The organism is Pseudarthrobacter sp. 1C304 (genome assembly GCF_052245515.1).
In the GTDB taxonomy this organism is placed as follows: Bacteria; Actinomycetota; Actinomycetes; order Actinomycetales; family Micrococcaceae; genus Arthrobacter.
This window is the reverse complement of the sequence record NZ_JBQQCH010000008.1, coordinates 79502-98812: the sequence shown is the minus strand read 5'-3', so window position 1 is coordinate 98812 and position 19311 is coordinate 79502. Positions and strand designations below refer to the sequence as shown.

21 protein-coding genes are annotated in these 19311 nt (G+C 66.8%); 10 read left to right on the top strand and 11 right to left on the bottom strand.

The features are described from left to right. The first annotated feature begins 208 nt into the window (after positions 1–208). Both ACTWQD_RS14805 and ACTWQD_RS14800 read left to right on the top strand, forming a co-directional pair. Positions 209–1066, top strand: a complete 858-nt coding sequence (locus tag ACTWQD_RS14805; RefSeq protein ID WP_443196881.1) for a phosphatidylinositol-specific phospholipase C/glycerophosphodiester phosphodiesterase family protein — start codon at positions 209–211, stop codon at positions 1064–1066. A 47-nt stretch (positions 1067–1113) separates the two neighbouring features. Continuing rightward, on the top strand, positions 1114–2022 hold the full coding sequence (locus tag ACTWQD_RS14800) for a hypothetical protein (RefSeq protein ID WP_443196880.1): 909 nt from the start codon (positions 1114–1116) through the stop codon (positions 2020–2022). A gap of 148 nt (positions 2023–2170) precedes the next feature. On the opposite strand, the gene ACTWQD_RS14795 is transcribed toward ACTWQD_RS14800, so the two are convergent. Then, positions 2171–2413: a hypothetical protein gene (locus ACTWQD_RS14795; protein WP_443196879.1), complete on the bottom strand. Its 243-nt coding sequence runs from the start codon at positions 2411–2413 to the stop codon at positions 2171–2173. A 118-nt stretch (positions 2414–2531) separates the two neighbouring features. On the opposite strand from ACTWQD_RS14795, the gene ACTWQD_RS14790 reads away from it, so the two are divergent. Beyond that, entirely contained in the window at positions 2532–3359 is an 828-nt protein-coding gene (locus ACTWQD_RS14790) for an alpha/beta fold hydrolase (RefSeq protein WP_443196878.1), read from the top strand. Positions 3360–3410: 51 nt separating this feature from the next. Here the strand turns inward: ACTWQD_RS14790 and ACTWQD_RS14785 are convergent, their stop codons facing one another. The 3 genes from ACTWQD_RS14785 to ACTWQD_RS14775 form a co-directional block, all read right to left on the bottom strand. Beyond that, positions 3411–3734 carry a hypothetical protein gene (locus ACTWQD_RS14785; RefSeq protein ID WP_443196877.1) on the bottom strand — a complete coding sequence of 108 codons (324 nt, stop codon included), beginning with the start codon at positions 3732–3734 and terminating at the stop codon, positions 3411–3413. Positions 3735–3815: 81 nt separating this feature from the next. Then, positions 3816–5015 carry an NAD(P)/FAD-dependent oxidoreductase gene (locus ACTWQD_RS14780; RefSeq protein WP_443196876.1) on the bottom strand — a complete coding sequence of 400 codons (1200 nt, stop codon included), beginning with the start codon at positions 5013–5015 and terminating at the stop codon, positions 3816–3818. Between the two features lie 4 nt (positions 5016–5019). Further along, a complete protein-coding gene (locus ACTWQD_RS14775; RefSeq protein ID WP_443196875.1) occupies positions 5020–5238 on the bottom strand; it encodes a DUF2945 domain-containing protein in 219 nt (72 codons plus the stop codon). Positions 5239–5381: 143 nt separating this feature from the next. Between ACTWQD_RS14775 and ACTWQD_RS14770 the strand changes: the two genes are divergently transcribed. Further along, the gene (locus ACTWQD_RS14770; protein WP_443196967.1) at positions 5382–6161 is read left to right on the top strand and encodes a GOLPH3/VPS74 family protein; all 780 of its coding nucleotides are present in this window, start codon (positions 5382–5384) and stop codon (positions 6159–6161) included. Between the two features lie 110 nt (positions 6162–6271). Here ACTWQD_RS14770 and ACTWQD_RS14765 read toward each other — a convergent pair whose 3' ends face one another. Both ACTWQD_RS14765 and ACTWQD_RS14760 read right to left on the bottom strand, forming a co-directional pair. Further along, a complete protein-coding gene (locus tag ACTWQD_RS14765; RefSeq protein ID WP_443196874.1) occupies positions 6272–7657 on the bottom strand; it encodes an MFS transporter in 1386 nt (461 codons plus the stop codon). Next, complete coding sequence (locus ACTWQD_RS14760; RefSeq protein ID WP_443196873.1) at positions 7654–8310, bottom strand: flavin reductase family protein; 657 nt, start codon at positions 8308–8310, stop codon at positions 7654–7656. Before ACTWQD_RS14760 ends, ACTWQD_RS14765 begins: the two co-directional genes overlap by 4 nt. Positions 8311–8426: 116 nt before the next feature. Between ACTWQD_RS14760 and ACTWQD_RS14755 the strand changes: the two genes are divergently transcribed. From ACTWQD_RS14755 to ACTWQD_RS14735, 5 genes are all read left to right on the top strand, one after another. Beyond that, a complete protein-coding gene (locus ACTWQD_RS14755) occupies positions 8427–9089 on the top strand; it encodes a GntR family transcriptional regulator (protein WP_443196872.1) in 663 nt (220 codons plus the stop codon). 17 nt (positions 9090–9106) lie between these two features. Beyond that, the gene (locus ACTWQD_RS14750; protein WP_443196871.1) at positions 9107–9337 is read left to right on the top strand and encodes a zinc-ribbon domain-containing protein; all 231 of its coding nucleotides are present in this window, start codon (positions 9107–9109) and stop codon (positions 9335–9337) included. 145 nt (positions 9338–9482) lie between these two features. Continuing rightward, positions 9483–10373: a helix-turn-helix transcriptional regulator gene (locus tag ACTWQD_RS14745; RefSeq protein ID WP_443196966.1), complete on the top strand. Its 891-nt coding sequence runs from the start codon at positions 9483–9485 to the stop codon at positions 10371–10373. Positions 10374–10435: 62 nt separating this feature from the next. Beyond that, positions 10436–11221: an ion transporter gene (locus ACTWQD_RS14740; protein WP_443196870.1), complete on the top strand. Its 786-nt coding sequence runs from the start codon at positions 10436–10438 to the stop codon at positions 11219–11221. 36 nt (positions 11222–11257) lie between these two features. Then, positions 11258–11605, top strand: coding sequence for a hypothetical protein (locus ACTWQD_RS14735; protein ID WP_443196869.1), 348 nt, complete (start codon positions 11258–11260; stop codon positions 11603–11605). 32 nt (positions 11606–11637) lie between these two features. Here the strand turns inward: ACTWQD_RS14735 and ACTWQD_RS14730 are convergent, their stop codons facing one another. The 4 genes from ACTWQD_RS14730 to ACTWQD_RS14715 form a co-directional block, all read right to left on the bottom strand. Next, positions 11638–12663: a DUF808 domain-containing protein gene (locus tag ACTWQD_RS14730; RefSeq protein WP_443196868.1), complete on the bottom strand. Its 1026-nt coding sequence runs from the start codon at positions 12661–12663 to the stop codon at positions 11638–11640. Positions 12664–12761: 98 nt separating this feature from the next. Next, entirely contained in the window at positions 12762–14552 is a 1791-nt protein-coding gene (locus ACTWQD_RS14725) for a cytochrome b/b6 domain-containing protein (RefSeq protein ID WP_443196867.1), read from the bottom strand. 2 nt (positions 14553–14554) lie between these two features. Next, on the bottom strand, positions 14555–15538 hold the full coding sequence (locus ACTWQD_RS14720; protein WP_443196866.1) for an electron transfer flavoprotein subunit alpha/FixB family protein: 984 nt from the start codon (positions 15536–15538) through the stop codon (positions 14555–14557). A 12-nt stretch (positions 15539–15550) separates the two neighbouring features. Further along, positions 15551–16327, bottom strand: coding sequence for an electron transfer flavoprotein subunit beta/FixA family protein (locus ACTWQD_RS14715; RefSeq protein ID WP_443196865.1), 777 nt, complete (start codon positions 16325–16327; stop codon positions 15551–15553). A gap of 232 nt (positions 16328–16559) precedes the next feature. Between ACTWQD_RS14715 and ACTWQD_RS14710 the strand changes: the two genes are divergently transcribed. Next, entirely contained in the window at positions 16560–16991 is a 432-nt protein-coding gene (locus tag ACTWQD_RS14710) for a hypothetical protein (protein WP_443196864.1), read from the top strand. 77 nt (positions 16992–17068) lie between these two features. Here ACTWQD_RS14710 and ACTWQD_RS14705 read toward each other — a convergent pair whose 3' ends face one another. Then, complete coding sequence (locus tag ACTWQD_RS14705; RefSeq protein WP_443196863.1) at positions 17069–19279, bottom strand: hypothetical protein; 2211 nt, start codon at positions 19277–19279, stop codon at positions 17069–17071. Positions 19280–19311 lie beyond the last annotated feature (32 nt).

Below are 19311 nucleotides of genomic sequence, written 5' to 3'. Positions count from 1 at the left end.
CTGTGAGCCAATGCGAGGTTCGACCGAGGAACCATTTATTGATCCGGTTCCGGGGCGACCGAAGCGGCAATGATCCTTTCCAGTTCACCCGCCGGCCACCATCACGCCCTCCACCGTTCTCTCGCGGCCAGCAGTCTTTTCACGCCCCCTTTGCCCGGCGCATCCCACACGCCTGGGCGGAGAATGCCCTGCCTTCAAGGAGTACTCCGTGTTCGTGAAAAGCACCCTCGCCGCCGTCGCCGTCCTTGCCTCCCTGGCCGGGACGGCAGCAGCCCCTGCCCCGGCAGAGGCGACCAAGCCGGCCCCCGCCGTCGTCGGCCAGCCGCTCGCCCAGGGGCACGCGCACAACGACTATGAGCATGACCGCCCCCTGTTCGATGCGCTGGAGCATGGCTTCACCAGTGTGGAAGCGGACGTGTGGCTGGTGGACGGCGAGCTGCTGGTGGCCCACGACCGGGAGGACGTCCAGCCCGGTGTTACGCTCGAGAGCCTCTACCTCGATCCGCTCCAGGACCTGGTCCGCGGCCAGGGCCACAGCGTCTACCCGAAGTGGGACGGCAGCCTGCAGCTGCTGATCGACATCAAGAGCGACGGCGAGTCCACCTACGCCGCCATCGAGCAGGAACTGGCCGAGCACCGCGACATCATGAGCCGCTACAGCCACGGCACCACCAAGACCGGCCCGGTCACCGCGGTCATCAGCGGAAACCGCCCTTTGGCCACCATGCAGGCACAGGAGAAGCGCTTCAGCTTCTACGATGGCCGCTCCGCAGACCTCACCTCCGGAAAGCCTGCCGGCCTGATGCCGCTGGTCAGCGACAACTGGACCAAGCTCTTCGCCTGGCAGGGCGTAGGCCCCATGCCGGAGGCGGAGCGCGCCAAACTGCGCGCCTACGTGGCCGACGCGCACGCCAATGGCTACCGCGTCCGCTTCTGGGCCACACCGGACCTGCCCGGCGCCGCGCGCGACGCCGTCTGGAACGAACTCTTCGACGCCGGCGTGGACCACATCAACACCGACGACCTCGCCGCGCTCCAGCAGTTCCTGACCGCCCGCGGCGCCTAAACCTGCGCACCTCAAGACCCAACCCTGCTAAGACTAGGAACACCGGCATGCCTTCAAAGACCATCACGACGACGACGGCGGCAGCCGTCCTGGCGCTTGGCCTCCTGGCAGCGCAGCCCGCCACTGCCACCGCCGCCGACGACACCGCCGACAACAAAGCGTTCACGTTCGGTGTAATCGGCGACATCCCCTACGGCGAGGCCGAAATCGCGAAGTTCCCCGCCCGTATCCAGGACATCAACGCCGACAGCGCGCTGAAGTTCGTCACCCACGTGGGCGACATCAAGAACGGCTCCTCGGTCTGCTCGGACGAGTACTTCGAGAACATCCGCACGCAGTTCGACACCTTCGAGCACCCGCTGGTCTTCACCCCGGGCGACAACGAATGGGTGGACTGCCACCGCGCCAACAACGGCGCCTACAACCCGCTGGAACGGCTCGGTACGCTTCGCGAAGTCTTCTTCGACCAGCCCGGCAAGACCCTGGGCATCACCATGCCGGTCAAGACCCAGGCGGACCTCGGGCTGCCCGAAAACGTCCGCTTCACCCAGAACCGGGTGGCGTTCTCCGTGCTGAATATCCAAGGCAGCAACAACTCGCTGCAGCCCTGGACCGGCCTGGGCGAAACCACAGCCACGCCCGAGCAGGTTGCCGAAGTGGAGCACAGGACGGGCGCCGTCCTGGCCCAGATCCGGGACACCTTCGCTGACGCCGAACGCCGTAACGACCGCGCCGTCGTCCTGATGGCCCAGGCCGACATGTTCGATCCGTCGCTGCTCGCCGCAGCGACCGCCAACCCGGACACCATGTCCGGCTTCCGCGACATCGTGCAGGCCATCATCGACGAAACCAACAGCTTCGACGCCCCGGTCTACCTCATCAACGGCGACAGCCACGTCTTCGCCGAGAACCAGCCGCTCGCGGAGGGCTCACCCTGGCTGAATATCTACGGCTAGCCCGCCGCCGATGACCTGCAGCGCATCACTGTCGACGGATCAGCCAACGCAACCAACTACGTCAGGTTCACCGTCGCGGGCAACAGCGCCGATGACGCGGACGTTCTGTCCTGGGAGAAGGTCCCCTTCAGCCAGTAGCCCGAGGGGATCAGGGCTCGACGAGCGTCACGTTGGTGTCCGGACGGACGCCGTCGTACTTCCTCGCTTCGGAGGCCTCCTCGCACGCCATCATCCGCTGGAACGTCTCCATGCCGGGGACCTGGACGAGCAGGCCTACACGGTGGCTCTTGGCCGGGTCGACAAACGGCCGGACAGTGATGCCGCGGTAGAAGGGAAAAATTGACCGGGCAGACGGACGGGCTATTCCGGCTATTCCGGCGTCCCTAGGCACCCCGCCCGCAGGGGAGTAGATTGCGACTGGGCCGCCCGGCAGACTGCCGAGCGCGGCCCGGTGGCCGGCACCGGCATGCCCGGGCAGCCGGCGGCCATACGGGAAGGAGGGCCGCGACATGGGGCGGCATGTAAAGGCCGGGGAACTGGATATCTGGACGGAACAGGCCGGCGACGGGCCGGATGTGCTGTTGATCGGCGGGCTGGGGGACACCGTGGAGTCCTGGCAGCTCCAGCTGGACGGGTTGGCAGAGCACTACCGGATGACGGCGTTTGATAACCGGGGTGCCGGCCGCACGGCCATGCCGGAGGGGCAGCCCACCGTCGAGGCGATGGCGGACGACGCGGCCGGGGTGCTGCGCGGACTCGATATCTCCTCGGCGCACGTCGCAGGGTTCTCCGGCGGCAGCATCATCGCGCAGGAACTCGCTCTCCGGCACCCGCAGCTGGTACGGAGCCTGGTGTTGCAGAGTACGTGGTCCGCCATGGACCAGTACATGAAGACGCTGGCCCGGTCCATCCACTGGCAGGCCGAGCTGGCACCGGACGAGCGCGCCTTCCTGGAGTTCTTTTTCTTGCTCGTCTACACCCCGCGGGCTCATAACAGCGGCATGGTCGGCCAGATCATCGAGGGCGCACTTGCGTTCCCGTACCAGCAGTCCACCGGGGATTTCCTGAAGTTCCTGGACGCCTTCGTGGTCCATGAAACGGCAGACCGGCTGGGACAGATCACCGCGCCCACTCTGGTCCTGGCCGGCGGAGTGGACCCGATGTCCCGGCCGGAACTCGGCGAGGACGTGGCCCGCCGCATACCGGGCGCCCAGTTCGAGGTGCTGCCAAACGAGTCCCACCAGCCATTCCAGGAGATCCCGGCCGAATGGAATGCGCGGGTGGAGGCGTTCTGGCAGGAAACCGAAAGGCTGCACCCGCAGATGCCGCGGAGCTGACCGGGACTTCGCCCGCACTGGTGCCCGAGGTCTGGGTCATGCGCCCCGGCCTTACGTGCTGAGACTCCAGTGGATGCGGATGGCCTCGGCGATCCGGGCTTCGGCGACGTCGACCCGGAACGCGACCGGCGCGGCCCCTGTCTCCTCGATGACCGCGTCCCGGTACACGCGGCCGCAGGCGGGGCACAGGGTGTGGAGGTCCTCATCCGCGGGCCAGGGGGCCAGGCCGGCCGGGACAGGGCTGTCCTCTCCGTTGTGCACGGGGATACCGTCCGAGTTGCACTGGATCAACCCGTCTTTGCTGACGGTGTTGCCGCAGACGCAGGTGATGGTGGTGACGTCATGGTCGACGACGTCGGCGGTTTCAGTGTCCATGAGGGGCTCCCCTGTGCTGGAAGAGACGTAGTTCGCCTAGCTTATGCCTGCTGGGCCGTGCCGTCTCCCCGGAGCAGGCACCTATGCGCGGCCCTTGAGGATCAGGTTCCAGTAGACCTTAGGGAAGATGTCGCGGTCCACAACCCATGAGGCCCGGCTCGCTTTCCACGTCGGCACCTTCGGGATAGAGGGCATGGGCCGGTACTGGTCATCGAACTCGGCGAAGACCACCGACGAGCGGGCCACTGTGAAGGGGCACACCGAGTACCCGTCGTACTTCTCCGTCAGCGGCTTTCCGTCCCGGGCGGCCACCAGGTTCCTGGCCAGGACCTTCGTCTGCTTCCGCAGCGCACCGCCGGACTTGGAGTTGGTGGTGGCCGCGGCATCCCCCAGGGACCAGATGTCCGGAAAACGGACGTGCCGGAGGGTCTGCGGATCCACCTCCACAAACCCGCCCGGGTCACCGGGTGCGGGCAGCTCAGTGGCCTTCAGCCAGTCCGGGGCCGATTGCGGCGGCACAGCATTCAGCACGTCGTAGTGCAGCTCCTCGGCCACCCCGGTCGTGTTGTTGCGGATCAGCGCGTTCTGGGCCGGCGAATCCACCGACAACAATTCGCTGTTCAGCCGCAGTTCTATGCCGTACTCGGCGATCTTGCGGTCCAGCTCCTCGTCCACGCCGGGCACCCCGAACACGGTGGGGTAGGGCTGCACCATGACCACCCGGATGTCCTGGAGCACGCCCTGCTCCCGCCAGTAATTGCAGGCCAGGTACATCGGTTTCTGCGCTGCACCGCCGCACTTGATGGGGCCGGCGGGCATGGTGAAGACGGCTGTCCCGGACCTCAGCCCGCTGAGCAGCCCCCATGCCTTCGCCGCCAGGCTGAACTCGTAGTGGGACGCCCCGGCGGGGGAGTGGACGGCGTCGGCCAGGCCCGGAATCTTGTCCCAGTCCAGCTGCAGGCCGGGGCACACCACCAGATGGCCGAACCCCAGCTGGCCGCCCGAGGCCAGCGACACCGTGTTGTTCGCCGGGTCGATGCCCACCGCGCTGTCCCGGATCCACTCCACGCCCGCCGGCATGACGGAACGCTGGGGCCGGGTGGCTTCCGATGACGCGGCCCTCCCGCCGGCGATGTGGGAGAACAGTGGCTGGTAGAAGTGGGTGTCCCCGGGCTCCACTACGGCCACATCCTTCACCCCGTAGCGGCGGAGTCGCGCTGCCAAGGAGATCCCGGCGTTGCCGCCGCCGACAATGAGGACTTCGTGGTGCTGCCCGGCCACGGCGTTACTTCTTCTCAGTCAGGGCGGACGCTTTATGCGCGGCCCGGGCGCCGGTCTTGGCGGACTCCACGACGTACTGCGGCTCGTCCTCACTGGCACGGTGGGTGTTGCCGTCCAGCTCGAAGTCCTTGATCTTTTTCTCCACGATCTTGCCGTGGGTGGTGCCCTGGGGCGTGTTCCATTCCACGGGTGTTCCCTGGCTCAGTGACTTGCTCAGTGACATCGGCGCTCCTTGGATAGGCGGTCCCGGCAGCCCGCGCATGGACGGCCTCCGGAGCCTCAATAGTAAGCATGATGATCTTTATTGGGTATCGTCCGCCCGTTTTCCTCATTGTGGTGGCTGCCCGGCTGCGCCACGATGTTCGTATGGACACTGAAACGCCAATGACGGCGGAGCTGAACCTTCCCCAGGCCTTCCTCCTCCTTGCCACGAACGACGACGACGGCACCCCTGAGGTACCGATGTTCGCCCTCCGGACCACTTTGGCCGGGGCGATCCTGGCCGAGCTGGAGCTGATCGGTGCCATCGGGCTGCAGGGAAAGCACGTCCGGGCCACCGGCGAGGCACCGCACACGGAGCTGCAGCACGAGCTGGAGCTCATCCGCGGGAAATCCCGGCCGCACACCCCCAAACGGTGGGTCTCCATGCTGGAGGGCCGCGCCGAGATGCAGCGGGTCTACGAGGGGATGGCGGCACGGGGCATCGTGGAACACGTCGGCGAGAAGCACCTGGGCGTGTTCCGCAGCGTGCGCTACCCGGCGAAGGACCACGGCCCCGAGGCGGCGCTGCTGCAGAAGATCGAAGCGGCACTGGGCCCTGCGCCCTCGAAACCCGCGCCGTCGTTACCCGCGGCGCCCGACGGCGGGGCAGCAGCCGCCGCTGTGCCTGCGGCCACAGCACCCGACGCCGGGACGCCAGCTGCCGCGGGTACTGAGGCCCAGGCACCCGGTGCCAAAACCACTGACGCCCGGACCACCGCGCTGATCGCCCTGCTGCAGGCGGCCGGTCTGCTCGGCAGACTGGTGCCGCAAGCAGACGAGGTCAGGGCGAGCGAGCTGGCGAAGGACTACTGGCCGGCCCGTGCAGTGGAGGACGAGCTGCGCATGATCCGGCTGGCGGAGGAAGAAGAACCCGGCATCCGATGATACGGCGGGCCGCCGGGGACGGGTGCCGCCGTCGTCAGCATGCAGCAGCGGGGGACATGCTCTGTGAAGGAGCATGTCCCCGCTGCGCTGCTGGGCGGAGCCGGCGGGGGCTACGACCCGCGCACCAGGCTGTTGTTTTTGGTTTCCTTCATCAGCACGCCGGTTAGCAGTGTGATGGCGGCGACCCCCACCAGGTAGAACAGGAACCAGTCCTGGTGCCCTGCCTGGCCCAGGGCGGTGTTGATGTAGGGGGCGGTCCCGCCGAAGATGGCCGTGGCGAAGGACAAAGGCCCGGCGACGCCGGCGGCGCGGACCCTGGTGGGGAAGACCTCGGCCCAGACGGCGCCGTTGACACCGAACAACAGCGCCATTGCCGTCAGGGACACCAGCATGGCCAGCAGCAGGGTGCCGAAGGTGCCGTCGACGAGGTTGTAGATCGGGATGGTCAGGACCACGAACGCCACACCGAAGGCGATCACCAGGGGCTTGCGGCCAATGCGGTCACCGAGCCATCCCGCGCCCAGGACGGCGCCGAGGAAGAACACTTGGGCGATCAGGCTGGCGACCAGTGCGCTGGACGCGTCTTGCTTGTGGTGGACCTGGGCAAAAGTAGGCATGTAGATCAGCCAGGTGTAGAACATCACCGAACCGCCGGCTGACAGGCCGAAGACGATCAGGATTGAACGCCAGTAGTGCAGCAGGCCCCGTTTGGCGGGGACGTCCGGGCTGAACTGTGTCCGGGTCTGTTCAGCGCCGCCGGTGTGGGGGTCACTGGAGTGGCTGGCTTCTTCGAACGCGTCGGTCTCGGTCAGGCGCCGGCGCAGGTAGAGGGCGTAAAGACCCAGGACGCCGCCGATGCCGAAGGCGATGCGCCAGCCCCAGGAACGCATGTCCTCCTGGGGAAGGCTGGAATTCAGGATCAGGCCGGTGACGGTGGCGAGGATGGTGCCCAGGACGACGCTGACCCAGGACGTGCTGCCGAACAGCGCCCGGCGGCCGTTGGGGGCGCGCTCGACGAGGTAGGTGACGGACGTTCCCATCTCGCCGCCGTGTGCCAGTCCCTGCAGGAGGCGGGCGCCGAGCAGCAGCACGGAGGCCAGAACACCAACGGAGGCGTAGGTGGGGGCGACGGCGATGGCCAGGCTGCCGAAGGCGGTGAGCATCATGGCGACGGTCAGGCTCTTGCGGCGGCCGGCGCGGTCGGCATAGGCGCCGAACAGGAACCCGCCGAGAGGCCGGGTAACGAAGCCCACGGCGAAAACGGCCAGGGTGGAGAGCAGCGCCGACGCGGCGTTGTCCGGGCTGAAAAACTGGACGGCGAAGTACGGCGCGAAGATCGAATAGATCGTCCAGTCGTACCACTCCAGGGTGTTGCCGAAGTTGACGGCGATCAGGTCTTTGATGCGCCTGCTCTTGCCGGCGGGGGCGGTCTCGGTCATAGCGGCTCTGGTTGCTGATGCTTCACTGGTTGCGGGGGCTTCGCTTGGCGTGCTCATGCTGCTCGTCCTTCCAAGCCCATCTGGGCGTCCGTGTCCGCGCCGGGAACCCGCATTTCAAAGGTCTCGCGAACCACTGTGTAATCGAAGTACCCCAGGCGGGCGATGGGCTCGATCTTCTTGATGTCCAGCCGGCCGTCAACGGTGATGACCTCATCGTCAATGTGCACCGTTTCCACGGTCGCGAAGACCACGTCCACCGTTCCGACGGCGTTGGCCCCCGGAATCCGGTGGGTGGAATGGTACTTGCACTCGAACTTCACCGGGCTCTCCTGCACCATGGGGATCGGGTAATTGTCGGCATAGTGGCGAGTGAGCCCCAGGTGGTCGAACTCGCTTTCCTCCGGGCCCAGCGCCATGGCGCTGACGTTGACCGCATCCCTGAGCTGGTAGGTCGCCATGTTCCACACAAACCAGCCGGTGGTCTCGGCGTTAATCACGGTGTCTTTGCGGCGCCCGTCGGGGTACTGGTTCGCGGAGAACATCACCATCGGCGGATCGAACGTCAGGTTCTGCCACTGGCTGTAAGGGGCGATGTTCTCGACCCCATCGGTGCTGACGCTGGAGAGCCAGCCGATGGGGCGGGGAACCGTGCAGCTCTTGAACGGCGAGTAGGGCAAAGGGCTGGATTCCGTGGCGGGGTTGTACTTCATGATGGCTCTCCGTGTGGTGGGGATCACTGCGACACCATCAGCGTAAGGCATATACGCAAAATATATCAAGAGTATGCGGGCATCTATTGTGTAGCCTGAAGTCGAAAGGAAGTGGCATGACGAAGGCTGACGAGGCGTATTTGAAGCTCGCCGAGATGATCGAAACAGGGCAGCTGGAGCCCGGAACCTTCCACACGGAGGTCGGCCTGGTGGAGGAAGTGGGGCTCGGCCGGACCCCGCTGCGGGAGGCTGTGCAGCGGCTGGATCGGGATCACCTGGTTCGAATCCGGCCCGGGCGGGGGATCGAAATCCCGTCCAACTCCGTCGACGACCAGCTGCGGCGGCTGGAGGTCCGGCGGGCGATGGAGGCCCTTGCGGTGGCGCTGGCATGCGAGCGTGCCACCCCGGCGCAGCTGGCGCGCATCCAGGCCCTCACCGAGGAGCTTGCGGACATCAACGAACTGGGAGATTACGTCCGGGCGGTCCGCGCCACGCACGTGATGTTGTGCGATGCAGCGCACAACGAGTATCTGGCGGACGCGATGACCCCCTTGCAGGGCCTGTCCCGGCGGTTTTGGATGGCGCAGGTCATCGATGAAGCCGAAGAAGTCCGCTCGGGCAAGCAGCTGCACCTGCAGATTCTCCGGTCGATTCTCGCCCGGGACTCAGCGGCCGCGCAGCAGGCATCGATAGAGCTCAACGATTACCTGGTGCAGTACGCCCTGGGCGTGGCTACCCGCCATGCCCGGCTCGGCCGGCTGGGCGCACCGCAGTACTAGGGCGAAAGGCACACCATATGTTTCTACTCTTCGGTCTCAAGACCGCCGTCCGCGACCTGCCAGGAAGGCGGGCGACATGCCAGTACTGCGGCCAATTCGTCCACCACCACCTCCAGGAACGCGCCACCAAATTCACGCTGTTCTTCATTCCTGTCTTCACAACATCCAAAAACTTCACCATCGTCTGCACCAACTGCCGTCACAGCTCAGCGGTGAAATCCCGGAAGAAGAATGCCCTCCTCACATAGAAAGGAACAGCAGCGCTCAGACTTGCCGTTGAACTGGAGGGCCGCCGACCGCTCTGCTGCGTCCTCAGGGTAGGTGGGGAGGAAGGTGCCAGGGGTGTACCGGGAGGGGACCCCTCGATCCCGCGCGGCCAACTACCCTTGAATGATGGATAACCGGGCTGAAGTGCGTGAGTTCCTTATGTCGCGCCGTGCACGGCTCACACCGGAAGAGGCGGGCCTCGCGGCCGGGCCGAACCGCCGGGTGGCGGGGCTGCGGCGCAGCGAGGTCGCGCTGCTGGCCGACGTCAGCGTGGAGTATTACGCCAAGCTGGAGCGCGGGGCCATCGCCGGGGCGTCCGCGTCCGTGCTCGAGTCCCTGGCCCGCGCCCTCCGGCTCGACGACACCGAGCGGGCGCACCTGTTCCACCTGGCCCGGGCAGCCGACGGCATCCCCACCTCCGGCCGGCCCCGCCGCCGGCCCGCCGCCCAGTCCGGGGCGGCGCGGCCCAGCCTGCACTGGGCGCTGGACGCCATCACCGAGGGCGTCGCCTTCGTCCGCGACCCCTACCAGAACGTCCTCGCCACGAACGCCCTGGGGCGCGCCTTCTACTCTCCAGTGATTGGCGACGGCGGCCGCACCCCGAACCTGGCACGGTTCCAGTTTCTTGACCCGGCTTCCCGCGACTTTTACCCCGACTGGGAGCTGTTCGGCGAGATGTGCGTCGGCGTCATGCGCGCCGAGGCCGGCCGGGACCCGCACGACCGCACCATGCAGGACCTGGTCGGAGAACTCTCGACACGCAGCGAGACGTTCCGCGCCCTGTGGGGAGCGCACAACGTACGCACCCACGGCACCGGAACCAAACGCTTTAACCACCCCGTGGCCGGGGAACTCAGGCTGGCCTATGAGGAACTTGCCATCACCGCCGAGCCCGGGCTGGTGCTTTTGGTCTACACCGCCGAGCCAGGCTCGCCCTCGGCGGAGCGGCTCCGCCTCCTCGCCAGTTGGGCCGCCAGCGGCGACCCCGCCGTCGAACGGCACGAAACCACCGGCTGACCGGGCTGGCGTGGGCGAAAAAAGGGTCGGCTACGCAGCTGCCCGCGTGCCAGAATCCTCACATGAATAAGGAACGCAGTGAACTGAAGAGCATCGGTTACGAGATCTTCATCGGCATCCTGTCGATCCTGTCGATCGTCAATCTCCTGCTCTTATATGTTGTGCAGGACGAGTCGCTGGATACAGTGCTCATGGTGATGAACGGCATTTTCAGCGTGATATTCGTTGCCGACTTCCTCTACCGGATCGTCACCGCGCCCTCGGCGGCCGCATATTTCTTCAGGCACTTTGGCTGGGCCGACCTGGTGGCCAGCGTGCCGTTGGCGCAGTTCAAGATCCTGCGCGTCTTCCGGCTGGTCCGGGTCTACCGCCTGCTCGACGATGTCGGCACCCGCACCGTCCGCCGTGCGCTGATCAGAGACCGGGCCGGCAGCTCCCTGTATGCGCTGCTGCTCATGGGCATTTTCGTGCTGGAATTCGGAAGCCTCCTGATCCTCCGCGTCGAGCAGAACGCCCCGGGTGCGAACATCACCACCGCCTCGGACGCCATTTGGTACACGGTCGTCACGATCTCCACGGTGGGATACGGGGACCAATACCCGGTCACCGAAGCCGGCCGTCTGGTCGGGACAGCCGTCATCGTCGTCGGGGTCGGGATCTTCGGCACCTTCACCGGCTACCTGGCCAACTTCTTCCTGTCTCCCAGGAAGAAAAGCTCCGCACCGCCCGTCGCTGGAACGGACACGAGCGCCGCCACGGTTGAAAGGCTCCGCCTGAGCCTCGAAGAGTCTGAGGCCAAACTTGCCGAAATCAGAAAGCTGCTTGCCGGGCCAACCCAGCCCGGCTGATGGCGCAGCAGCAGGGCGGGTGCCAGACTTTCAGCCATGGAGCCCATGGATTGCCTGGTCATGTACGTCCCCACTGATGCTGCGCCCGCCGTGCGGCAGGCCATCGGCGACGCCGGGGCAGGCCGGCTGGGCAACTACTCGCACTGCTCGTTCAGCGCCGAGGGCACCGGGCGCTTCACGCCGCTGCCGGGCGCGACGCCGGCCATCGGCGCCGTGGGTTCCCCCGAGGAAGTTCCGGAAACCCGGATCGAGGCCATTTTCCCGCGCGCCCGGCGCAACGCCGTCGTCGGGGCCGCCCTCGCAGCGCACCCGTACGAGACACCGGCGTTCATGACCTTTCCCGTGGACGCCAGCCTGCCGCCGGGAACCGGCCCCGTGGCCTGAACCCTTCCCCGGCATGTAGGAGCTAGGGCTAGCTAGGGGGCGGGGTCGGCGTTGTGTTTCTCCGGCGCGTCGCCGGGCACTGCGGCGTGTGCGTCGCCGTCGTCGTGCCCGGTCTTTTTCTTGCCGAACGGCAGCACCTTCAGCAGCGGCTGCACGATGGCCATGACAATCAGGCCCCAGGCGAGACCGAGGACGGCCGAGCACAGGGTGTTCACAAGCCAGGCCAGGGTGCCGCCGAACACCGGGATCCCGGCCACGGGGTGCTCAAGGAGGTGGACCAGGTCGTAGGGTGCGTGCCAGCCGAGGTCGTACGCGCCCTGCAGCATGATGTGGCCACCCACCCACAGCATGGCGATGGTCCCGATGAAGGTGATCGCGGCCAGCACCTTGGGCATGCCCCTGACCAGCATTTCGCCGAAGCGCTTGGAGCCCGCGGAGTCCTTGGTGGCCAGGTGGATTCCGATGTCGTCCATCTTGACGATCAGGGCGACGGCGCCGTACACCAGCACCGTGATGGCGATCGCCACGGCGACGAGGATGGAGGCCCGGACCCACAGCGACTCGTTCGCCACCTCGTTCATGGAGATGACCATGATCTCGCAGGACAGGATGAAGTCGGTGGTGATGGCGCCCTTGGTGACCCTGGCCTCGGCCTCCGGGCCCCGGTCCACGGCCGGCGAATCCTCCTCGGCCTCGTGGTGGCCGCGGAGCTTGTGCCAGACCTTCTCGGCGCCCTCGTAGCAGAGGTAGGTGCCGCCGGCCATCAGAATGAACGGGATGGCTCCCGGGAGGAACGCGCTGATGAGCAGCAGTGCCGGCAGGATGATCAGCAGCTTGTTCCGGAGCGAGCCCCAGAAGATCTTCTTGATCATGGGCAGTTCGCGGGACGGGTCCGCCCCGGACACGTACTGCGGGGTGACGGCGGCGTCGTCAATGACCACGCCCGCGGCCTTGGCGCCTGCCTTGGCCGCTCCGGCCGCGACGTCGTCCACCGAGGCGGCCGCGATCCGGGCCAGCGCCGCGACGTCGTCCAGCAGGGCTACGAGACCGCCGCTCACAGGTCGCTCCCGGAGTGCGTAAGGGCGGACGGATGGGCGGGGTGGCCTCGGTCAAGGCGCGTAAATGGCATGTTCGGAATTATACGGCGGGGCACCCCTCAGCGGCTGCTCACCTGCCCGAACAGCTTCGCGATGGGCGCCAGCACCAGCGGCCGCGCGGCGTACCACCCGGCCGCGGTGACGGCGATGGCGGCTGCGAAGAGCCAGAAGCCCACCCAGTTCACCTCGTCGGTGCCGGCGAACATGTGGTTCAGGTTCCGCAGCGCGCCGGTGGCGAACACCAGGAACACGTGGATGAGGATGAACAGCACAAAGAACAGCATCGTGGGGAAGTGCAGCGCCCGCGCGGCTTCCACCGGGTAGACCCGGTTCAGCGTCTTCGCGTCCTTCGGCCAGAACTCGCTCATGCGCGCTCCCGTGACGGCCGCGAGCGGGGCCGCGATGAACACCACCACGAAGTACATGAGCTGCTGCAGGCTGTTGTAGTTCACCCAGCCGTTCTCCACGGGCCAGTCGAGTGTCATGTACTGCAGCAGCGCGGAGAGCGCGTTCGGGAACACCTCCCAGCTGGTGGGCACAATCCGCATCCAGTGGCCCGAGGCAAACAGCAGCACCGCAAAAATGAGGCCGTTGGCCAGCCACAGGATGTCGAGCGACTGGTGCAGCCACAGGTTGATGCTGATCTTCTTGCCGCCGCCCTTCGGCGTCCAGTACGCGGGCGGCTTCTGCTGCGTGCGCACCTGCCAGCCGGAACGGATGATGAGCACCATCAGGAAGAAGTTCAGGAAGTGCGTCCACTGCGCCCACCACGGGAAGCCCGGCTCGGCAGCCTCGGGCAGGTGGTATTCGCCCGGGTACCGCTCAAGGAACTCCGGCACACCCGGCAGCGTGGTCACGCCGCGCGCGGCAAGGACCAGAATCGCTGCGGCCGCCACGGCGCCGAGTGCGAGGAGCACTGCGCGCTTGATCCACTGGCCCAGCGTGCGCGAGCCGTAGAGCTTGGCTTCCGCTTTTGGTTTTCCGGGCGGTACGACGGCGGCGGGCCGGGCGGCCGGTGCTGCCGGCGCTTGCGGTGCCCCTGGTGCCGGGGAGGCTGGGGGAGCGGAGGCCGGCGCCGGCTGCTCCGCAGGCGCCGGGGCGGTGGTTGCTGCCGGCGCGGGTGATGCTGCGGGTGCGCTGGCGGTGGCCGCCGGTTTCTCCTCGGCAACGGCCTCCACGAGGTTGGCGGCCGGGGCGGTCTGTTCGGGAGAGGCCGGCACGGCTTCGCCGGCCGCCGGAGCGGAAGCGACTGCCGGCGCGTTGACGCCCGCCGGGGCAATCCCGGCCGGCGGCCACGGTTCACCGCCGGGGACGCGGGGAAGCCCGCGGCGCAGCGGAGTGGTTCCCGCCGTCGCCGGCGAGGTGGCAGGTGCGGTGGCCGGCGCAGCTGCAGGCGCCATCGCTGCCGGTGCTTCAGGAGCGTTAGCGGGGGTTGCGGCCGGCGCTGCAGGAGCTTCAGCGGGCGTGGCAGCAGGAATTGGGGCTGCCGGCGCTACCGGGGCCTCGCCTGCGGGCGGCCAGGGCTCGCCGCCGGGCACGCGGGGGAGGCCGCGGCGGAGCTGCCGCTGCACCGGGGTGCCCGCGCTCACGGCAGCGGCCGGCGCGGGCCCCGCCGTCGGACGCGGTGCCGTTTCCCCGGCAGCGGCAGCGGCGGGACGAAGAGCGGCGGGGGATTCAACAGCGGTGGCCGCCGGCGCCGCGGTCACCGGTTCGTCCGCGGCAACTGCCGGCGTCGGACGCGGTGCCGTTTCCGGTACAAGGTGTGCGGGGGCTTCACCCGCGGGCGGCCAGGGCTCGCCGCCCGGAACGCGCGGCAGGCCCCGCCGGATGGCCCGAGACAGAGTAGCCATCCCTACTTCTTCCGGGCCTCAAGGGCGCTGATCAGCTGGGGGACCACCTTGAAGACGTCGCCCACCACACCGAAGTCGGCGATCTCGAAGATGGGCGCGTCCCCGTCCTTGTTGATGGCAACGATGGTCTTCGAGGTCTGCATGCCGGCCCGGTGCGATCCAGCACCGGAAATGCCGAGCGCGATGTACAGCTGGGAGGACACGGACACCCCGGTCTGGCCCACCTGGTGCCCCGAAGGGATGTAACCCGCGTCCACCGCCGCGCGCGACGCGCCCACGGCCGCCCCGAGGGTGTCGGCGAGCTGGCCCACGAGGGCGAACTGCTCCTCCGAGCCCAGGCCGCGGCCGCCCGCCACAACCTTGGCGGCGCCCCGCAGCTCCGGCCGTGAGGAGGCGGCAACAACCTCCTCGAACGAATCGATCCGCGCAGCCGGCTTCCCGGAGGGCGTTACGGACAGCGTCTCGGAAGCCTCCGGCTGGGCCGTGGCGCGCGCCTCGATGGAGCCCTGGCGGACCGTGATGACCGGTGCCCCGAACGTAGCCGTCGCGGTCACGTTGTAAGCGCCGCCGTAGACGGAGTGGTGCGCCACCACCCCCTCCTCATCGCGGGACACCCCCACCGCGTCCACGCACACCGCTGCGCGCGCCCGGGCCGCGTACCGGCCGGCAAGGTCGCGGCCGTTCAGCGAATGCGACAGCAGGATGGCGTCCGGCTGCACCTGGTCCACCGCAGCGGAAAGGGCGTCCACGCCCGGCACTCCGAGCGCGGCCGGATCCGAAGTCTCCGCGATCAGGACGCGCGCGGCGCCCAGTGCCGCGGCCTCCGCGGCGGCGGCGCTCCCGGCGCCGGGTGCGGCCAGGACCAGGGCCACCGGCGTGCCCGCTGCAGCGGCAGCGGCGAAGAGACCGGCCGCAGCCTTCTCAAGTTCGCCGGACCCCTGGGCTTCGACGACGACGAGGATTGCGTCACGAGGAAAATCAGTCATGATCGGTGTTCCTTACGCCAGTCGGTTTTCGATGAGGAAGTCGGCGAGTTTCTCGCCCGCGTCACCCTCGTCGAGGATCTTGACGCCCGCGGCCCGCGGCGGCTTCTCGGCGATGGTCAGCATGATCGACCGCGCCGCGTCCGGATCGTCGGCCGTGATCCCGAGGTCCGCCAGGGTCAGCACCTCCAGCGGCTTCTTCTTGGCGGCCATGATGCCTTTGAAATTGGGGAACCGGGGACCGGGCAGTGCTTCGGTGATGGAAATGACCGCGGGCAGGTCCGCGGACACCTGCTGTACGCCGGATTCAACGGCCCTGGTGCCGGACACCGCCCCGTCGCTGATCTCCACGGAGCTGAGGCCGGTGGCGTGCGGCACGTCGAGCAGTTCTGCGAGCATCGCCGGAATCATGCCGCCGGATCCGTCGGTGGAGACGTTGCCGGTGATCACCAGATCGAACCCCATGCGCCGGACCGCCGCGGCCAGGGATTCGGCGGTCAGCCCCAGATCCGCGCCCAGGAGCGCCTCGTCAGAGACGTGGGTGGCGCTTCCCGCGCCCATCGCCAGCGCCTTGCGGATGGTGGCCGTCGCACCCTCCGGAGCGAGGGAGAGGACTGCGACCTCGGTGCCCTGGTTCGCGTCGGCGTACGTCAAGGCCAGCTCCAGGGCCCGCTCACCGATCTCATCGATGACCGCGTCGCTGGCTGCGCGGTCTGCGAGGCCGGTTTCGAGGCTCAGTTTCCGGTCCCCGTAGGTGTCGGGGACTTCCTTGACTAGGACGATGATCTTCATTGATGGCTCTTCCTGTGGCGGGCCTGTCTCTAGCGGAAACAAGCTGGATCTCCAATGAGTCTACGAAAGTGCGGCTCCCGCCGGGCTGGCCGGGCCCGTGTCGCGAGCTGGAGTACCCGGGCGAACGGCACGAAGGCGTCGCGCCACCCTCGGCGTCCGGACCGGAAGGGGACTTTTTCGACGGCGACGGGCGCCGTAGGCTATGGGCATCCATCACACCGAGGAGGAACTTATGCGCACGGCAACCCCCACAGTCCAAGTCGACCAGTTCCGGCAACTTTCGGAGAATCTCATGTCCCAGCTCGCGAAGGGGAGGGAGTGGGCCACTCCCGAAGTCGAGGCGGCACTGCAAAAAATGGTCCTGGGGCTCGATACCGGGATTGAATCTGCGTCGCCGAGGATCCAGGCCGGGCTGCGGCGGCGGCTCGCTGACGAGCTCGCCGGCGGAGTGGAAACCCTGACTCCCCGTGTTCACGAGGGCCTGCAGCGGGTGGCACCCAAAGGCGCACGGGTACCCGCTAAGGCCAAGTCGCGGCGGACGGCGTCGGGGAACGCCTGGTTGATTGCCGGGGCGGTGGCGGTCGCGGTGACCGCGGGAGTCGCGGCATGGCACTTCCTGCGGCCCGGCGATGACGAGCCGACGCCGCCCGTGAACGCGCGTTAGTCCAGGGGCAGCGTTACGGTCACACAGGTTCCGGCGGCGGCGGGGTTCCCGCCGTCGTCAGCTCTTGGTGCGGTGATTCACCCGGGTGACTGACGCTTGATGGACGCTGTAATTCGATCCTCCATTGCCCGAACGCCGCCTACCGCCGCAGGCCCCATCTGCTGCCTGGCGCGGTTCACCGCGTCGCGGACTTCGCGGCGCACCACCCGTTCATTCTGACTGGACGACTTTTCGCGCGTTTCCCGTGCCAAATCGAGCAGTGCCTGCGGGGCGTAGTGATTGACGCTCATGTCCGTGAGGAGGGGGAGCTGTACCCGCAGATCCTGCTCGATCGCAGTGCGGAGGGGGCCCAGACGAAGCAGTTGGGTGAGGAAATCCGGGCTCAACACGGGCGACGGTGGCGCCTGGGGGCCAAGGCGTTCCCGCAGGTGGTCTTTCATTTTCATTGCTGTTCCATCGAAGGTCAGCCACCACGCGAGGTAGCCCATGGGAGATGGTCCAATCGCCCGCCGGTACTCGATGACGCCGACTGAGTTTTCAACGTCGTGGGCAACCAAGCGCGATCGCGTTCCCTGGTCGGCTCCGTAGTCGCCCCGCTGACGCCGTCTCTCATGGGTTTCATTCCATAGTTCCTGCACTACACCCCGAAGTTCGAGCGACGCGGCATCGGAGTACTCCAGGAGATTCCTGGTTTCGATGGAGAACTCGTCGGCAAGGTAGTCGCTGACGTCCTGCAACGGCTGTTCGCGCCCGCAGATGTCCCGTTGCCAGTCCAGGAATTCGTTTTCCGGCCGGCCCGAGAGCACGTAGGCCGAGTAGAGGAAGGGGACCCGTCCCGTCCACGTCGACGTTCTGTTGTGACCATACGCAACGGCCAGGTTGAGGTGGCGTTCAACTTCTTCCACGACCCCTTCCGTTACGTACAGGAGCAGCCCTGCGTCCACCGCAGCCCTCATCAGAATCGTAAAGTGTCGCTCTTCGGGATCGTCAACCAGGCTCTCTCCGATAAGCGGCAGGATTGCGGTGGTGTCCATCCATATGTCACCCTCGCTGAAAACGTCGAGCATGACTTTCTGGACGTCCGGGGTCTGTTTCAGGAACGCAAAAAGCGTGTACGCGTCAGCCAGCCGCCGCAGGTGGGACTGAGTCTGCGGCGACGGCTGCTCCAGTACATGCATGATGGCCGCGGCCGCGGCATCCGAACAGAGCCCGTCGATGCCGCCGTTTGCCGTAATTCTGTCTGCTATGGCTACAGGGCTGAGTTGGAACGGTTCTCCTGTTTCCACGGCTTCGGCAAACGACTCACCCCGTTCCAGGAGTGTTTCTTCCAACACCGTGCGTAGTCGCCGGGAAATCTCCGCCAACTGTGTTTCGTTCGGTGCGTCCGGTGCTGCCATGGCCCGAACGGCCACGGCGAGTTTCGCATCCAGAACGGCTTCGTCGAGAAGGAACGTGGCTGTTTGATCATTTATCCTCGTGGCCGCCTCAAAACTGAGATGGTAGGTGTCCTCAGACCCGGAAGCGGACCTGTGTAGTTTGACGGGCCCCTTCCGGGACAGGCGGTTGAGTGCGCTCAGGGTTAGGGCATCGACCTGCCCTCTTTTCCCCACGGGCATGCGGAGCGCGACGCCGTCCTGGATTTCGCGCAGGCTGAGCCTACTGGTCGCGCTCGAATCGTGAAGCGCCGCCAGGACCAAGGCATCGAAACAGCTCTTGGTGAGACTCTGATCGGTTGCCTGGTCCACGCCGTCGAGGGCCAAATGCAACACGGCGACCTTGCTCTCATCCGCCGTCAAGGCCGACGTTCTGTCGATAACCCCTCGTTTGGACAGGAGCGGATCGACAAATCTCCTGGCCAGCTCTTCACTTGCCACCCGTCGTTGCGGATAGGACGCCTCACGCTCCACAAACCACGACCGGTCCCGGATATCTACGGTGATATTCCGGTCACGTCGAGACTCTTCCCTGAGTTCATCGGCAGCCGGACCGATCACTTGGTTAGTCAGGTAGATCATGGTGCTGACCGAAGGGAGAGTCCTCTCGAGGGTGTCCAGCGTACTCGCAATTTTCGACTTCCAACTGGCCGTGACTGAGTACTGAAATGCCACTTTTGGCACACCATCAATCGTGAATACTTCGGCGTCCCTGCCTTTGTCTCCGTTCGGGGCTGCCATCGTCCGCAGTGCCGGATATTCGACCGCCAAGAACTCCGATGCGAACTGTTCAAATACCTCCCAGTCTCCGGGGCCAATTCGTTCTAGGGCGAGAGCCAATCGAGGGTTCGGCATGACCGAATCATAACCACCACAAACCTTCCTTG

Coding starts and splice junctions, on each gene's coding strand:
- ACTWQD_RS14775 (WP_443196875.1), bottom strand. CDS start 5,238: ATGTCACTGAGCAAGTCACTGAGCCAGGGAACACCCGTGGAATGGAAC.
- ACTWQD_RS14725 (WP_443196867.1), bottom strand. CDS start 14,552: ATGGCTACTCTGTCTCGGGCCATCCGGCGGGGCCTGCCGCGCGTTCCG.
- ACTWQD_RS14755 (WP_443196872.1), top strand. CDS start 8,427: ATGACGAAGGCTGACGAGGCGTATTTGAAGCTCGCCGAGATGATCGAA.
- ACTWQD_RS14720 (WP_443196866.1), bottom strand. CDS start 15,538: ATGACTGATTTTCCTCGTGACGCAATCCTCGTCGTCGTCGAAGCCCAG.
- ACTWQD_RS14785 (WP_443196877.1), bottom strand. CDS start 3,734: ATGGACACTGAAACCGCCGACGTCGTCGACCATGACGTCACCACCATC.
- ACTWQD_RS14745 (WP_443196966.1), top strand. CDS start 9,483: ATGGATAACCGGGCTGAAGTGCGTGAGTTCCTTATGTCGCGCCGTGCA.
- ACTWQD_RS14705 (WP_443196863.1), bottom strand. CDS start 19,279: ATGCCGAACCCTCGATTGGCTCTCGCCCTAGAACGAATTGGCCCCGGA.
- ACTWQD_RS14765 (WP_443196874.1), bottom strand. CDS start 7,657: ATGAGCACGCCAAGCGAAGCCCCCGCAACCAGTGAAGCATCAGCAACC.
- ACTWQD_RS14770 (WP_443196967.1), top strand. CDS start 5,382: ATGGACACTGAAACGCCAATGACGGCGGAGCTGAACCTTCCCCAGGCC.
- ACTWQD_RS14760 (WP_443196873.1), bottom strand. CDS start 8,310: ATGAAGTACAACCCCGCCACGGAATCCAGCCCTTTGCCCTACTCGCCG.
- ACTWQD_RS14710 (WP_443196864.1), top strand. CDS start 16,560: ATGCGCACGGCAACCCCCACAGTCCAAGTCGACCAGTTCCGGCAACTT.
- ACTWQD_RS14790 (WP_443196878.1), top strand. CDS start 2,532: ATGGGGCGGCATGTAAAGGCCGGGGAACTGGATATCTGGACGGAACAG.
- ACTWQD_RS14715 (WP_443196865.1), bottom strand. CDS start 16,327: ATGAAGATCATCGTCCTAGTCAAGGAAGTCCCCGACACCTACGGGGAC.
- ACTWQD_RS14735 (WP_443196869.1), top strand. CDS start 11,258: ATGGAGCCCATGGATTGCCTGGTCATGTACGTCCCCACTGATGCTGCG.
- ACTWQD_RS14800 (WP_443196880.1), top strand. CDS start 1,114: ATGCCTTCAAAGACCATCACGACGACGACGGCGGCAGCCGTCCTGGCG.
- ACTWQD_RS14750 (WP_443196871.1), top strand. CDS start 9,107: ATGTTTCTACTCTTCGGTCTCAAGACCGCCGTCCGCGACCTGCCAGGA.
- ACTWQD_RS14740 (WP_443196870.1), top strand. CDS start 10,436: ATGAATAAGGAACGCAGTGAACTGAAGAGCATCGGTTACGAGATCTTC.